Source organism: Chryseobacterium sp. SSA4.19, from assembly GCF_022601875.1.
In the GTDB taxonomy this organism is placed as follows: Bacteria; Bacteroidota; Bacteroidia; order Flavobacteriales; family Weeksellaceae; genus Chryseobacterium.
In genome coordinates this window covers 18,927-31,557 of the sequence record NZ_JAKVIP010000006.1, presented here as the reverse complement: position 1 = coordinate 31,557, position 12,631 = coordinate 18,927, and the positions used below count along the sequence as shown (strand labels likewise).

Here is a 12,631-nt window from a genome sequence, read left to right as displayed (position 1 = left end):
TATGAAATTAAAACCAATGATGGACTTTGTCTTAGAGCAAAAACAAAAAACAACATCTGAAACTGACTATGCTAAGCCGTTAAAATTAATATTTAATTACGCCAATTTTTTAAAACAGCCTTTAACGCTTGGAATGTTTGTGCCGTGTGATGAAAACGGGAATGTTTTAGAAAAGCCTGAAAATTTTATAGAGGGTTATGATTCGGAATATAATGAGGAAATCTATAATTACATGAGGGTCAAAGAAAAGGTTTTGTTTAAAGGCTTCAGTCATGGTAAATTTGGATTTAAAGACCAATACTATGTAAAGTTAGGAGAAAACATGAAAGCGGTTTTTCCCTTTCCTAACATTAGAAATTACACAATTGAAGATTTAATCGAATTTGAACCCGAACTCACACCCTCCGCTCTAAAACTAATAGGTCTAAACTCTTAAATAAAAAAAATGAATAGCAAATAGAGCTACATCTGCAATGGATTTAGGTGCGTCTTATAGGTTTTACAAGGATACAAATTCGGAAATAACACATTATAAAGTTGTGAAAAAACCAGAAGAACCATTTTTTTAAGCTGACATCTTACTGTCTAAATAACAATTTAAAAATAATTACAATGGAAAAAATAAAAGTAATAAAATACGGTTTCCCGTACTCCCTTTATGGTGAGATATTGTATATTGCGGCATTAAAAACATATCTATGAAAAAAACAGAAAAACTTAAAAATCTTGCAGAAAAACTACAGCCCTTTGTGGATGAATTTAAATATTCCGAAGTGAAGCCTGTATATTATTATAATTGGGTAAAACGACTTGTATATATTAAATTACAGCTTATAAGGTCTTCAAAGAAATAGTATCTTTGTTTCATGGAAAATGAGGAATTAGAAAGACAGATTTTAGAGATCGTAAAAGAGAAACACGAAGCGTCCGGCGGCCATAATGGCAATTCATTCGGTGACTTTGACCACATTCTAAAAATGCAAAGAGTAGATCGCAACGCCTTCCTTGAAAGAATGGCCGCTGAGAAGAAAATTAAGTTCTACAATTCAGCCAACAGCGTAATGATTACTTTACCAAAATAAAAACCTCAACTTTAATGTCAATAAAAATAATCTATCACGTAAAATTCCATGAAGCAAAAGAAGGGAAATCTGATTTCTACTTCAGTTCCATTACGGCTATATATAACGCTTTCACTCCGGAAGAAATTGGAATTGCAAGACAGACAATTTACGGGAAGAGTATGAAGTCAGGTGATGAGGTTCGCACTAAGTTCTGTTTAATAAAAAAAGAGGAAGTTTTGAATAATAAGTAATTATGAAAATGATACATATATTGACCGGTAACATTGGCACATTCGTCGAAAAACGAAATGGTTATTACGGCGAAATAACAATAATTAAATTAGACAACGGCAGAGAGTATTTTGCCCCGTCACATGAATTCAAATCATTTTAATATGGAAGCAAAAGAATTGAGAATAGGTAATTTAATTCTTTGGAAAGGCGTGCAATTGCAAAAAGTTGATTCGTCAATAATTGCAAGAGCCGAATTAGATCCAGAAGGCTTTAATTTCAATTATAGCCCAATCTCACTAACTGAGAAATGGCTGTTTCGATTAGGAATTGAGGAAAACTATGATAATCCTACATATCAATTAGATTCATTTATTTTAGATGAAAAATTCCAGCCTATTGAAGATTCTAAAATTGAATACAAGTTAGAATTCGTTCACCAACTGCAAAATTCATATTTCGCCCTTTGCGGTGAGGAATTGGAACTAAAATAAAGGATATGAAAATATATTTGAAAGGCGGTAAGGGAATTGAAAACCCAGTTGATTTCAATGGTAATGCAATCAAAGAAGGTGATATTTTAACTTTTGATTCTTTTGAATTTGAGAATTAATAATTATGGAACAGTTAGAACAGATTAAAGAAAATCTCGCAAAAGAGAAAGGTTTTGAAGATTACAGCGAAATGCTTTTGCAAAGCACACATTCGTTTGGTGATTTAGATGATGTTATTAACGAATTGTGCGCTCGATATGCCAAATTATGCATAAATGTTTCACTTGAAAAAGCTGCCGAAAATGCTACAGCCGTGTATGATAGTAATTTTATAGCAGATGTAAAAAAGGATTCTATTTTAAATCCAACCAATATAATATTACTATAACTAATTTCAGAATTTAAAATCTTAAAATTTATATTTCTCACTTTCAGGAAAAGAGTTAACTTAGAGGAAAATTTATAACTTATGGAAAAAGATGAACAAATCAGATTAATGATATTATCTTTAAATCAAAATCAAAAAATGTTTGACGAGCTTATTAAAGCTTTAAATCTTGATATAAAAGATGAAAACAATAGGCTACTACGCACATATTCTGAACAAAATAAAGCAGTTCTCAAACAATTACTCGAAGTGATAAATTAAGTAAGCCACCTGTTAAAGGTGGCTTACATTTTACAGACACATAATTCAAAATTCTGGATACAATCTAAGATATCCTGGGTAGTAACCTTTTATCAAGAATTTTTTAAAATTCTTCCATGATTCTAAACGCTGCTGGATGTTGCCACATCTCTTGTGTAGAAAATCAAATCCTTTAGCATTGTAACACTCTACATTTGTTTTGAAGAATAATTTTGCTTTTCCCTCAACTCTTCTAACTGACATCTGGTAAGTTCTACCATTAATTTTAATCTTTTGCATATTGCTTATATTTAATATCGCAATTTACGCTTGATGTAATGTAAAAATAGGATTGCTAAAAACAGCTTCACAGTTCGTATAAATAAGTTTTTATAACAGATGGCTTACTTTTTCTTTGTTATTCAGAATGAAATACGGTTTGGATTTAGCATTTTGAATTTTCTGCTTATGCTCAGAAATCCACGAAGTAAACTGCTCAGGAAGTTTAGTAATAGCATCTTCGGGTTCTAAAGGTTTGAGGCCTGCGAATATTCGCTCATTATCCTTTTCCATTTCCGCCCAAGTCTTTAAGATAGTAACGACAGTACACCTACAGCTCGGATGCCATCCCCAGAATTTAAAATCCTTTGGATATTCTCCGGCCATCGCTTCACAAAAAGGGCAATGATTCGGATTATTTGACAATTTAATCCTAATCCCTTTCACAAAATCAAACTGCTGCATCTTTTGAAAGTTAGCTTCGTGATAAGCAATATTGTTTTCGGTCCTGGTTAAACGTTCAGCGTTTTTGTAAGAAGATCGATAAACACCTTGTCCGGGATTGTACGCTTTAGCATTCTTAGATAAAACGAGATTTCCATGCTTATCACGGATCCTGCGAAACAATCGATCGGGTTCTGTAAGATTTGATTTTAATTCTCTGGCAAGTTTGGCGGCAGACTTTCCCTCACCTATTCCTATATCTAAACCTAATTCAATTTCTTTTTTAAATTGATCTGATAACTTCCAGACTTTATCAGATAACCTCAACCCGTCTATCTTACGATTTTGAAAGGCTTTTAAAGCTTCATTATTCGGATTGAGGTATTCTTTCACCTTTTCTTTAGGAAGATTGATTTTTGAGGCTATTTTATTGACTAATGCTGATTGTTTTTTCTCTCCATACTTCCAGCTCTGTTCGAATTGGTTGAACATTTCGGCTGAAACGTTTTTCGTAAAGCCTTCGAAAAGTTTATCTACTTGTGGCTTTAGCTGCGGATAATCGTTAAAAGAAAATATTTTTGTTGTATCAATTTGACCGAGGTAAATGAGTTTAATAATATCTTCGATGAGTTTTTGGTAAAAACTTTTTATCCTACCAACATAATACTCACCTCTTTCGAAGTGAGTATTATCAAAGATATCATCGTGTAGGTCTACCATTAATTTACAACTCTACAGGATTACTAAATACACTTTCTGTTTTCGCTTTTTCCTGTTCAGCTTCAAGAATCAACCAATCTTCTTTCGGTGCCAATTGCGAAAGCTCGGCAGAATATTCCTGAGAGACTAAAGGCTTGTTTCCGTTGGCTGTCATGAGTGTTTCCACCCATTCTTTCGTGTCTTGAATCATGTAAGGCTTAATTACAGGTTCTAACTCCAGATTCTCGGCAGCATCAGCAAGTTTTAAGTTTAGAAGTTTTCCGACATAAGCCTTTAATACATTTACGGTTCTTTCAAAGTAATCCTCCCAGATTTCATTCTTCTCCATAACTTTCAAATGAGCGTCCATAAACAGCATTTGAAGCATGATACCTGATATTTGAGACAGACCTTTGACTTGTCTGAACAAATCAGGCGTTTTAGTGAACTTATGAATGTTTTCAAGACGTGTTTCAATTTCCAAACGAACAGATTCCGGAGCTGATTCCCAAGAAATAACCTTCATATCAGAATTAACATCTCCTTGAATAGCTTTATTAGCTTCTCCAGCTTGTGGTAAAGTCGAAACATTTCCTTTAATAAACGTAACCGGTGCAGCATGATAATCATTAATCTCAGCATGTCGGGAAAATAGCAGTTCCAGGCGCTCAATATCATATTTAACATCTTCGTACTCTGTTTCCTCCTGCGAAGCATAAACAACCGGAATCTTTCCTATAACATTCTTGCCCACTCCTTCGATAACCTCATCTATCCATCCAGCATCTGCTTTTTTAAATCTTCTTACTTCAGTATCCGTGTAAGCTTCGAAATATTCGATCGTGTTCTTTTCTCTATCAATTAATGTAAAGGCACGAGAGAAAGCAACCATGTTGTCAAACTCATCAAACATAGGATAAAGCACATCATTCTTCCACGGAACAAAAAGTTTTAACTTTATTCTATAGTTGCATGGAAAACCATAATCTTGATGTGTATCAACTTTTTGATAATACCAATAAGCAGCAACCTCAGTAGATCGATATACTTCTCTAGCACTTTGCCTATTTCTGATATTAAATTTATTCTGTTTTAGAATTTTATTAATAGCTTTTTCGACAACCTCTTCCTGACTACCTTCCTCCGCATTACTTTTAAAAGTCACAGGATTACCAAAACCGAAAGAAACAGCGCTGTTCACGATATATTTCTGAACCGGGATTGCAATACGATTTACAGGTTTCGTTCTTTGAACTTCACCCTTTTCGTTTTTAATCTCCTTATCCGGAAGGAAAGTTTTATCTTGAATAGTTCTGTGCTCCGACACCTTCCATTCTTTTTTAAGATCTTCGATTTTCGGTTTTGCGGAGCGATCAACCTTTAAAACTTCAATCTGTTCCGCTGGTGAAGCTTTTTCTGTAATTTCTGCTATGTTCATGAGGATTGCTCTTTATACCTTCTGATTAATTCTGCTATTAATAAATCCGAACTGTTTCTCGTTGGAGGAACAGTCATTGTAAACTTTTTGCCACCATTACATAAATCCGTCAAAATCGCATCGCATTTTTCGATTAACTTATCTTTAGGTATTTCCGCAAGTTGTCTGTTTAATTCTTCGACTTTATCCATATTTCAAAAATTAATTATTTAAAAATTTCTCTATTTCCTGAAAGAAGAATCCTGTTAAATACGCTTGAGGTTCGTCATTGAATATGTCAGGTCTTACACCTCGATCAGAGAAGATGTGATTAACCAGATGAACGCACTCATGAGCAATAACAAATCCCTTCGGAGGTCGATTGAAAGCAACTACATATTCGGAATATCCATCTTCTTTCTCTGGTGTGAAAACTACGCCATCAAAACTATCAGAGATTTCCATGCTGTATTTTTCGTTAACTTCTTTCCAGTTTTCGCACATGATCATTGTTAATTCTCCATGATAGATTGGAATTTTTATTGTGTTTACTTTCATACCTTAATTTTTCGCTATTACCTTAGTTTTCGCTGCTTTCAAAGACTTTAATTTAATCTCTGGAGTTTTGTATATAAACTGATCCGTAGCCGTCCAGTTGGCTTTTATTTCTTCGAGTGTCATAGGTTATTCAATTCTTCAGTGTAGTAAATTTCGTTTTCTTTTATGCTTTCATGCGAAATAATTCCTTGTGCATACATTTCTTTACAGATTTTTAATCCTAACAAAACGCCTTCAATCCTAATTTTTTCAGCATGTGTTTTTATCTTACCTAAAAGATTTTTGGAAACACTTTCTCCCAAAGGAATATTTAATTCTTTACCAATTCCCTGTAAGTCTATTTCATTAAAAACTGCTATTGCTGAAAGTTTCCATTATATCAAGTCATTAATTTCTTTTTCAGTTAGTATCATAGTCTTTTATTTTCATTTATTTACCACAAAATCCCACTCAATCCCTCGGCACTCATTACCGGAGAAATAGGATGGAAAGTATTTGCAAGAGCGTCAAACTCATCAGTCGAACGCTTCAATCTTAGTTTTATATCTTCTTTCTTTTCCATTTGAATCTTACCATCTGAACGGAAAAACCATTTAATTTCCGTAGCTTCTTCCAGAAAAGATTCGGAAGGCGGCAACATCGCATCATTATTATTCTTCGGGTCCAACCATTCACGAACAGACCAGAATAAAAACGCTCTCATGTTGAGAAATTCGTACTGCTCGGTGCTGTCTTTAAGTTTTCGACCTCTAAACTCAGGTTTTGCAGAATACTTACACGAAATCACCCGCTTTTCGAGACCAAGCTCCACTAATCTCGAATAAACTCCGGCACCCTCCCCGATGGTATCAATAGAAGCAACCGCTTTCGGCTCAAGACGAAGAGTATTAGCAATTTTTCCAGCTTCCTCCATGTGATTAGCTTTACCTGCAGAATGTTTCGTAGTGAATTTCTCAACATAATTCCCGTATCTGAAGCAATCAACCGTATTATCACGCCCCATCCCGGCAATATCACTTCCAAGGATAAGATTATGCTTTTTTTTGTGGTTTTTGCTGTTTAGTTTTTGATATTCGGTCCAGCGTTTATTTGCGAGTTCAATCCATTGCTGCGGAATTAGCGCTTCTTCAGACACTTTCGGGAACTTTCCGAGAATCTTTGCTCTACATAAGTCATTCGGGCGGTACCATACTCCTTCGAATTCAAAATCATCCTCTTCAATTAGGACATCATTCTTCGAGATGATAGTACACCATTCATTCAGCTTATCAGCAATCCATTCGTAATCTACTTGACCAGGAATGACCATCTTTTTTTGAACAACATTAACTGCATTCAAAGAACTTAAACTGAACTTCTCCCATCTTTCGCCTTTCTGAGACTTTGCAGCATAACCAGTAGAAACGTTTGGGTTAAAAACAATCAACATTCGGGAATTACCTTGTAAGTTACCTTCGATGGCGTTAAAAGTAGTCTCAGATATACCCGTAGCCTCCGTCACCACAAACATTGTATTAACAGCGTGAAAACCCGTCCATGCTTCCGTTGCGTTATCATCAGCTTTAAAACCTGTCAAAAACCATTCATCCCAATCGGTTCTAATATCATTTCCCACCAATCGACCAGGCAAATCAATTCCTTGACTTAAGGCGTTATTGTAAAGTCTTGAAATTTCCGGTTGCATGATGTTATTCACCTGCCTACCTGTTGGAGCAGTCATAGCAACCTTTGTATTATGGATTAATTTTCCGTTTTTCCATTTTGGAGTCAGGTACATGAAGCACATAGCAGCAACGGCACTTAAAAAGTCTTTTCCTCTTGAAGTTCCCGACATTACCGATGTTCTCGGATTCATCTGAACGGAATCAATAATCGCCTGTTGCTCGGGGTCCATTCTCGCAAGAAGAACATCATAAGCAAATTTATTCCATCCGCCCGGCGCACGCCACTCGTTGAATTTGTTTAATGCTTTTTGATGGAGGTCTTTGCTCATGTTTTAATTTTCAAATAATTCTGGTTGCTTTGGCTGCAACTTTTCAATTCTTTCTTTTCCCGCATTAAAATACTCCTCGTCAATCTCGCAGCCGATAAATTCAAAATCGATATCGGGAAATTCTGACTGTAGATTGATTACTGCTTCCCCGCATGACGCCGAACCACTGAAAAAATCAGCAATAACAATCTTTTTACTTTTCATTGGGAGCACCAGTTTTAAAAGGCGTTCGAGAAGACGGACGGGTTTCTGTGTAGGATGAATAGTATTGTAATGCTCTCGAACAACATTAATTATTGATTTTTCAGTAATTCCATTCTGAATGGATGCTAAGGTGTTAACTTCTCTTGCGCCTGATTTACGAATATCAGACGTTACTTTGTGTTTTGTAAAGCGTGTATTGAGTTCCATATCGCTTCTATTTCCTTCGATAAAATCTTTAAGAAACTGAATGCTTTCCGGCTTACCTAATGATGAATTAATTCTATTTATATCAACTTGTATTTTTTCTAAATCGAAATTTTTTGACTCCAAATAGGGAACTTTAATTTTGTTAATAGCCGCGTCTCCTTTGCTGAATATTGCAATTGTTTCATGTACACGGCACAGTTTTGACAATGGAGAAGTGCCCATCGACTTGTTCCAAACAATTTCCTCTTTAAATGTGAATACTTTTTTGAAATCTTTGTTACCAGAAATATCAACGCTATTGTAGTATAAATTTTCTTTTACATCTACATTATTAGATATTGTAACTCTTTTTTCAACATAAACGTATTTTCCCTGATATAATCTGGTATTTTCTAAAAGTGTATTCCAGCGATAAAAACTTTCGCCACGTCCGAACATCACAATAAATCCGTTTTTCGTTAAAAGCCTTGCGCACTCCGAAAAGAATTTCAACTCATCAAAAGGGCGCTCAAGCTTCTGGTTTTTTAAATACAAGTACGGCGGATCAATACAGATCACATCTACACTATCATCTGGAAGTCTTTTCATTAGTTCCAGGTTATCTTCGTTAAAGAGCGCTATTCTTTCCATTGCTGGTAATTAATTTTTTATTCTTCATCTTCCTCAGAAGATTGTATTAAGAAATTAGTAAATGATAGAGTTTCGCCATTGCTGGAGATGTCTTTTTTATCAGCAAGACCTAAATCTCGGGAGATAATGTTTGCGTTTAGCAGGTTTCCGGCTGCACCTTCGAACTTTTGACGGTATACGACATTCTCAATATCTGTGATGACCGTCGAAAAATCTTTGTCATCATCAGGAAGGTTTGCCTTAAAGTTTCTGAAATAAGATTCATTAGTGTTTAAGTAAAAGCAAAGCCCCGCCATCGTCATCGCTCGCATAATTGGTACTTCCTTTGTTACTACCTGCCCCTGAAATTGAAAGACCTTCGTTTCATATAAAGGGTTTTCCTCTATCCATCTGAAGTATTCACACGCAGCTTGCCACAATAATTCCGGAGTAGCAAATAGCTTATCTCTTCCGTGCTTCGCTCTGTTCATCCAGAATTGATTTCCTATTCTTCCGTCAACTTTCCTCATTTCAATATCCAAGGATTTTGAAATAGTTTTTGATGGTGTAGGTAATTTCTTTGCCGGAGTTTTAGCGGCAGTCTTTTTCGCAGCAGGTTTTCGTGTTGCTGTTTTTGCGGGAGTTTTAGAAATTGTCTTTTTCGCAGCAGGTTTCGCAGGAGCTTTTGCCGTTGGAGCCGTCGTTACTTTTGCAGCTGCTTTTCTTGGCGATCTTTTCGGAGCAGTTGGTTTTTCCGCAGGAACAACCGTTGCGGCCTTAACAGTTTTAGCCACTGCCTTTTTTGGAGTGGTTGGTTTTTTAATCGGAGTTTTAGGAGTTTCTTTCTTTTGCATTTGAACTATGAATAGTTTCCTGTTTCATATAGCTTTTCAAGCTTTTCCCTGATTTGATTTATAGAATAAGTGTAAACTGCATCTGTATTCATTTCTTTCTTACCTTTAACAATAAGCTCAGCTATCTTTAAACGCTCAACTGGATTTATTTTTAACTTTAAATTGTCAACTTTTTTCAAGGTTTTGTTTACAATCTCTTTTGCTTCTTGCTGTATCGTTTTAAAATATTTTCTTTTCGTTACTAATTTCAAAACAGTGACATTCTGTTTCATTCGATGAACTGTGACCAACTCTATACTTGGTGCAAGTCAACTCTACGATAATCGCAATCACCAGAAACTCTCTCTGCTCCGGATCAGTGACGAAGTAAACAGTATCTCCGATATTAAATTTTGGTTCAACGAGCATCAATTTCTCCCTTTTTTACAAGTTCATCATAATCTGCTTTCATTCCCGGCGCAAGTTCTTTCCAGCATTCCGGACAAAACCAATTTGAATCATCATCACTGGTCATTGTTTCCATATCAGTTTCTTTATCACATCCTAAACATTCTTGCAGAGAAATCACATCATTAATGTCAGTGGACATGTATAATGGTTGCAATGGCTGACCAAAAGTTTTAACTGAAATGAAAAGCTTTTTAGTTTCTTTTAATTTCTCAATTTCGACGTCGGTCAATTCCCAACAAATCGAAACATCACCATTAATTGCAATGTGTGCGGGTAATGGTTGATATTCTGGCTGATTTACTGCAAAAACAGTATTAGTGTATTCAAAGTTAATTGGTATCATAACAGTATTTTTTAAATTCAAACTCTCGCATTGAAACTCGCTCGTGAGATATTTATCAGATTAAAATTTTTACGAAGTACCTCTGATACGCAATATCTCTGTGTTTTGACCAGCCGTCGAGTTGCGGCACAAGGTTTATGAAGGGACTTCAACAATACATGAGTACATTTTATTTTTCCCTGATTAAAAAAACCCGACCGGAATGTTCCAGCCGGGCAAAACTATAACCATGAAAACTCAATTAAACATGAGAATCGTGGAAAAGGAAAGATTCGAACTTCCGACGCGTAGAGCTTCAATCTACCGCTCTACCAACTGAGCTACATTTCCATTTGATAGTCTTTCCTATCTGTCACGAGTCTGAAACGCTTCGAGTGTCTGAACATCCGCATACTTCCCAGTAACTTTATTGTTCAATTCATTCGGAATTCGTGGATGATGAAGGAGTCGAACCTTCGAAGCTTATTATTTTCGCTTCCTAAACCCAGACACCCCGCTATGGCTATTCCCAAACTCTAAGCTTGTACAATTCTCCAGGTGATCAACCTGTTTTTATTTGGGAATAGCGCTCTTTAAAATGTTTGTGAAATCGTCAGGATTCGAACCTGAATCTTATTACCGCTCAACCAAGAGGGGCGTCTACCTTGTGTTTTAGTTGCCTCTCGACCTTACTAACACTTTCCGCCACGATTTCATGTCTCGTTTTTATTTAAAGCTTAACGAGAAAAAAGCCTCTCATTTTGGTTTGATTTCTTAAATGAGAAAAGAATTTTTAAAAAGCAGTTCTGGGTTTCACAACAGAGAACTGACCACCTCACAAAATATATGTATGAAAAAAAGTCTATTAAAAAGAACAGACAGGATTCGATACCTGTAAGAATCTATGCATTCGGCAATTCCTATTTTTCAAGGACAAAGAGATTCATCCGTCGGGGTTTTCATAGTTCCTTATTACTTGCCTTTTACCCCGTATACTAACCGGATTAGCGTTTCAATTTCGCCACTGTTCTTTTATTTTAAGCACTTACGTCTGCGCTGATTGTTACTACTGAAAAATTTATATTTAACATGGTTTTCTCAGGTTCTCTTTCTGAAGTGCTTTATTTTTATTTACCCTTTCCAGAATAGATTCATAATCATTTCTGAATTTAGCATTAAATCTAATCTCAGCATCGATTTTTTTTAGATAACTATTAATGTTTGACTGATTCATGTTAAAATGTATTCCTATTGCCTTTTGAGTTACCCCAAATTTTCTACTGCATATAACCGAAACTATCATTCTCGCATAAACGATATGTTGAACTTTGGACCTTTGTTTTAACTCCGAAGGGAGTATTCCAATTTGGCTACAAGTTATTTTACAAACATTTAAAAGAACATCTTTACTCATCTAAAAACCAATACCTTGATTTACTTAACAAATATAATAAAATATTTCTTTCAAACGTACACTGTACGTTAATATTTTCAAATTTTTTTACACTTTTTCAATCAGGTCAATTATGGCCTTAGCTTCTTCGTAGGTTTGTGGTTGAATTTGCTCTTTATAAACGAGTCCACACGAAGGACCGGCAGCGGAAAAAGTCTTGTTTTTATGGATGGTTATAGCATTCCATGTTTCCGGAGCAATATTCTTCTGGTAGTTTGTTGCGAAGGTTTCTCCGGATCTTTCCCGTATCACTTCTTTCTCATATCCGTTTTCTTCGAGAAACTGGTAGAAGTTGAATGATTTATTTTCCATTGAGTTGATTTTTTAAGTTTTGATAGTTTATGTTTAATTGCTCCATATAGTCCTTTTCAAGTTGTTTTATATACTTTTCCTGCTCTTCGATGTGCTGTTTATACTTCTCAATAAGCTTACGGTTCTGCTTGGCAGATTGAACTTCGAAGGCTACAAAGATTATAGCGACTATTGAGATGATGATTATAAATTCTGTGTCCATGTTTTAAAATTAAGAGTTGTGTTTTAATCTTCAAAAAGGTTTCCCGTATCCTTTTTTTAAATCTTCTTAAAGTCCCGGCTGGCTCCTTTTGGCAGGAAAACCACTTTCCGAGGAATCTCTTTTGCTTTTTCTAAAACCGCAAGAGCTTTTTCGCGTTCTTTAACTTTGTTCGGATGCGTGGCATTGTCTATTTGTGTACGTTGTTTCATGT

Annotated in this window: 21 protein-coding genes and 1 tRNA gene; 7 read left to right on the top strand and 15 right to left on the bottom strand. The window is 35.4% G+C overall.

Annotated features, from left to right (window positions below):
* Nucleotide 1: 1 nt before the first annotated feature.
* The 7 genes from MKJ01_RS05615 (at nt 2) to MKJ01_RS05585 (ending at nt 2,438) form a co-directional block, all read left to right on the top strand.
* The gene (locus MKJ01_RS05615; protein ID WP_241612449.1) at nt 2-436 is read left to right on the top strand and encodes a hypothetical protein; all 435 of its coding nucleotides are present in this window, start codon (nt 2-4) and stop codon (nt 434-436) included.
* A gap of 262 nt (nt 437-698) precedes the next feature.
* Nucleotides 699-854: a hypothetical protein gene (locus MKJ01_RS05610; protein WP_241612448.1), complete on the top strand. Its 156-nt coding sequence runs from the start codon at nt 699-701 to the stop codon at nt 852-854.
* Between the two features lie 12 nt (nt 855-866).
* Nucleotides 867-1,082: a hypothetical protein gene (locus tag MKJ01_RS05605; protein WP_241612447.1), complete on the top strand. Its 216-nt coding sequence runs from the start codon at nt 867-869 to the stop codon at nt 1,080-1,082.
* A gap of 14 nt (nt 1,083-1,096) precedes the next feature.
* Nucleotides 1,097-1,315 (top strand): hypothetical protein, encoded by a 219-nt coding sequence (locus MKJ01_RS05600; RefSeq protein WP_241612446.1) that lies wholly within the window; start codon nt 1,097-1,099, stop codon nt 1,313-1,315.
* Nucleotides 1,316-1,459: 144 nt separating this feature from the next.
* Entirely contained in the window at nt 1,460-1,789 is a 330-nt protein-coding gene (locus MKJ01_RS05595) for a hypothetical protein (RefSeq protein ID WP_241612445.1), read from the top strand.
* Nucleotides 1,790-1,913: 124 nt separating this feature from the next.
* On the top strand, nt 1,914-2,177 hold the full coding sequence (locus tag MKJ01_RS05590; RefSeq protein WP_241612444.1) for a hypothetical protein: 264 nt from the start codon (nt 1,914-1,916) through the stop codon (nt 2,175-2,177).
* 81 nt (nt 2,178-2,258) lie between these two features.
* On the top strand, nt 2,259-2,438 hold the full coding sequence (locus MKJ01_RS05585) for a hypothetical protein (RefSeq protein ID WP_241612443.1): 180 nt from the start codon (nt 2,259-2,261) through the stop codon (nt 2,436-2,438).
* A 369-nt stretch (nt 2,439-2,807) separates the two neighbouring features.
* On the opposite strand, the gene MKJ01_RS05580 is transcribed toward MKJ01_RS05585, so the two are convergent.
* The 15 genes from MKJ01_RS05580 to MKJ01_RS05510 form a co-directional block, all read right to left on the bottom strand.
* Complete coding sequence (locus tag MKJ01_RS05580) at nt 2,808-3,860, bottom strand: hypothetical protein (RefSeq protein WP_241612441.1); 1,053 nt, start codon at nt 3,858-3,860, stop codon at nt 2,808-2,810.
* Nucleotides 3,861-3,864: 4 nt separating this feature from the next.
* The gene (locus MKJ01_RS05575; protein WP_241612440.1) at nt 3,865-5,277 is read right to left on the bottom strand and encodes a phage portal protein; all 1,413 of its coding nucleotides are present in this window, start codon (nt 5,275-5,277) and stop codon (nt 3,865-3,867) included.
* A complete protein-coding gene (locus tag MKJ01_RS05570) occupies nt 5,274-5,468 on the bottom strand; it encodes a hypothetical protein (protein ID WP_241612439.1) in 195 nt (64 codons plus the stop codon). Before MKJ01_RS05570 ends, MKJ01_RS05575 begins: the two co-directional genes overlap by 4 nt.
* Before the next feature lie 10 nt (nt 5,469-5,478).
* Complete coding sequence (locus tag MKJ01_RS05565) at nt 5,479-5,814, bottom strand: hypothetical protein (RefSeq protein ID WP_241612438.1); 336 nt, start codon at nt 5,812-5,814, stop codon at nt 5,479-5,481.
* Between the two features lie 119 nt (nt 5,815-5,933).
* Nucleotides 5,934-6,116 carry a hypothetical protein gene (locus tag MKJ01_RS05560; protein WP_241612437.1) on the bottom strand — a complete coding sequence of 61 codons (183 nt, stop codon included), beginning with the start codon at nt 6,114-6,116 and terminating at the stop codon, nt 5,934-5,936.
* A 131-nt stretch (nt 6,117-6,247) separates the two neighbouring features.
* On the bottom strand, nt 6,248-7,807 hold the full coding sequence (locus MKJ01_RS05555; protein ID WP_241612436.1) for a hypothetical protein: 1,560 nt from the start codon (nt 7,805-7,807) through the stop codon (nt 6,248-6,250).
* 3 nt (nt 7,808-7,810) lie between these two features.
* Nucleotides 7,811-8,848 carry a DNA methyltransferase gene (locus MKJ01_RS05550; RefSeq protein ID WP_241612434.1) on the bottom strand — a complete coding sequence of 346 codons (1,038 nt, stop codon included), beginning with the start codon at nt 8,846-8,848 and terminating at the stop codon, nt 7,811-7,813.
* A 17-nt stretch (nt 8,849-8,865) separates the two neighbouring features.
* The gene (locus MKJ01_RS05545) at nt 8,866-9,681 is read right to left on the bottom strand and encodes a DNA-packaging protein (RefSeq protein WP_241612433.1); all 816 of its coding nucleotides are present in this window, start codon (nt 9,679-9,681) and stop codon (nt 8,866-8,868) included.
* A gap of 5 nt (nt 9,682-9,686) precedes the next feature.
* The gene (locus MKJ01_RS05540; RefSeq protein WP_241612432.1) at nt 9,687-9,953 is read right to left on the bottom strand and encodes a hypothetical protein; all 267 of its coding nucleotides are present in this window, start codon (nt 9,951-9,953) and stop codon (nt 9,687-9,689) included.
* A gap of 125 nt (nt 9,954-10,078) precedes the next feature.
* Nucleotides 10,079-10,474 carry a hypothetical protein gene (locus MKJ01_RS05535; RefSeq protein WP_241612430.1) on the bottom strand — a complete coding sequence of 132 codons (396 nt, stop codon included), beginning with the start codon at nt 10,472-10,474 and terminating at the stop codon, nt 10,079-10,081.
* Nucleotides 10,475-10,731: 257 nt separating this feature from the next.
* Nucleotides 10,732-10,804 (bottom strand) — tRNA-Phe (locus tag MKJ01_RS05530).
* 733 nt (nt 10,805-11,537) lie between these two features.
* Nucleotides 11,538-11,867: a hypothetical protein gene (locus MKJ01_RS05525; RefSeq protein ID WP_241632529.1), complete on the bottom strand. Its 330-nt coding sequence runs from the start codon at nt 11,865-11,867 to the stop codon at nt 11,538-11,540.
* 87 nt (nt 11,868-11,954) lie between these two features.
* Complete coding sequence (locus tag MKJ01_RS05520) at nt 11,955-12,218, bottom strand: hypothetical protein (RefSeq protein ID WP_241612426.1); 264 nt, start codon at nt 12,216-12,218, stop codon at nt 11,955-11,957.
* A complete protein-coding gene (locus MKJ01_RS05515; protein WP_241612423.1) occupies nt 12,208-12,420 on the bottom strand; it encodes a hypothetical protein in 213 nt (70 codons plus the stop codon). The genes MKJ01_RS05520 and MKJ01_RS05515 overlap by 11 nt, the downstream gene beginning before the upstream one ends.
* Nucleotides 12,421-12,476: 56 nt before the next feature.
* Nucleotides 12,477-12,629 (bottom strand): hypothetical protein, encoded by a 153-nt coding sequence (locus tag MKJ01_RS05510; RefSeq protein WP_241612421.1) that lies wholly within the window; start codon nt 12,627-12,629, stop codon nt 12,477-12,479.
* Between the last annotated feature and the right edge of the window lie 2 nt (nt 12,630-12,631).

What these genes read in the sequence shown, in the direction of transcription:
- MKJ01_RS05565 (WP_241612438.1), bottom strand. Translation starts at nt 5,814, where the DNA reads ATGAAAGTAAACACAATAAAAATTCCAATCTATCATGGAGAATTAACA.
- MKJ01_RS05615 (WP_241612449.1), top strand. Translation starts at nt 2, where the DNA reads ATGAAATTAAAACCAATGATGGACTTTGTCTTAGAGCAAAAACAAAAA.
- MKJ01_RS05605 (WP_241612447.1), top strand. Translation starts at nt 867, where the DNA reads ATGGAAAATGAGGAATTAGAAAGACAGATTTTAGAGATCGTAAAAGAG.
- MKJ01_RS05555 (WP_241612436.1), bottom strand. Translation starts at nt 7,807, where the DNA reads ATGAGCAAAGACCTCCATCAAAAAGCATTAAACAAATTCAACGAGTGG.
- MKJ01_RS05540 (WP_241612432.1), bottom strand. Translation starts at nt 9,953, where the DNA reads ATGAAACAGAATGTCACTGTTTTGAAATTAGTAACGAAAAGAAAATAT.
- MKJ01_RS05525 (WP_241632529.1), bottom strand. Translation starts at nt 11,867, where the DNA reads ATGAGTAAAGATGTTCTTTTAAATGTTTGTAAAATAACTTGTAGCCAA.
- MKJ01_RS05520 (WP_241612426.1), bottom strand. Translation starts at nt 12,218, where the DNA reads ATGGAAAATAAATCATTCAACTTCTACCAGTTTCTCGAAGAAAACGGA.
- MKJ01_RS05575 (WP_241612440.1), bottom strand. Translation starts at nt 5,277, where the DNA reads ATGAACATAGCAGAAATTACAGAAAAAGCTTCACCAGCGGAACAGATT.
- MKJ01_RS05510 (WP_241612421.1), bottom strand. Translation starts at nt 12,629, where the DNA reads ATGAAACAACGTACACAAATAGACAATGCCACGCATCCGAACAAAGTT.
- MKJ01_RS05590 (WP_241612444.1), top strand. Translation starts at nt 1,914, where the DNA reads ATGGAACAGTTAGAACAGATTAAAGAAAATCTCGCAAAAGAGAAAGGT.
- MKJ01_RS05610 (WP_241612448.1), top strand. Translation starts at nt 699, where the DNA reads ATGAAAAAAACAGAAAAACTTAAAAATCTTGCAGAAAAACTACAGCCC.
- MKJ01_RS05600 (WP_241612446.1), top strand. Translation starts at nt 1,097, where the DNA reads ATGTCAATAAAAATAATCTATCACGTAAAATTCCATGAAGCAAAAGAA.
- MKJ01_RS05545 (WP_241612433.1), bottom strand. Translation starts at nt 9,681, where the DNA reads ATGCAAAAGAAAGAAACTCCTAAAACTCCGATTAAAAAACCAACCACT.
- MKJ01_RS05585 (WP_241612443.1), top strand. Translation starts at nt 2,259, where the DNA reads ATGGAAAAAGATGAACAAATCAGATTAATGATATTATCTTTAAATCAA.
- MKJ01_RS05550 (WP_241612434.1), bottom strand. Translation starts at nt 8,848, where the DNA reads ATGGAAAGAATAGCGCTCTTTAACGAAGATAACCTGGAACTAATGAAA.
- MKJ01_RS05570 (WP_241612439.1), bottom strand. Translation starts at nt 5,468, where the DNA reads ATGGATAAAGTCGAAGAATTAAACAGACAACTTGCGGAAATACCTAAA.
- MKJ01_RS05515 (WP_241612423.1), bottom strand. Translation starts at nt 12,420, where the DNA reads ATGGACACAGAATTTATAATCATCATCTCAATAGTCGCTATAATCTTT.
- MKJ01_RS05535 (WP_241612430.1), bottom strand. Translation starts at nt 10,474, where the DNA reads ATGATACCAATTAACTTTGAATACACTAATACTGTTTTTGCAGTAAAT.
- MKJ01_RS05595 (WP_241612445.1), top strand. Translation starts at nt 1,460, where the DNA reads ATGGAAGCAAAAGAATTGAGAATAGGTAATTTAATTCTTTGGAAAGGC.
- MKJ01_RS05580 (WP_241612441.1), bottom strand. Translation starts at nt 3,860, where the DNA reads ATGGTAGACCTACACGATGATATCTTTGATAATACTCACTTCGAAAGA.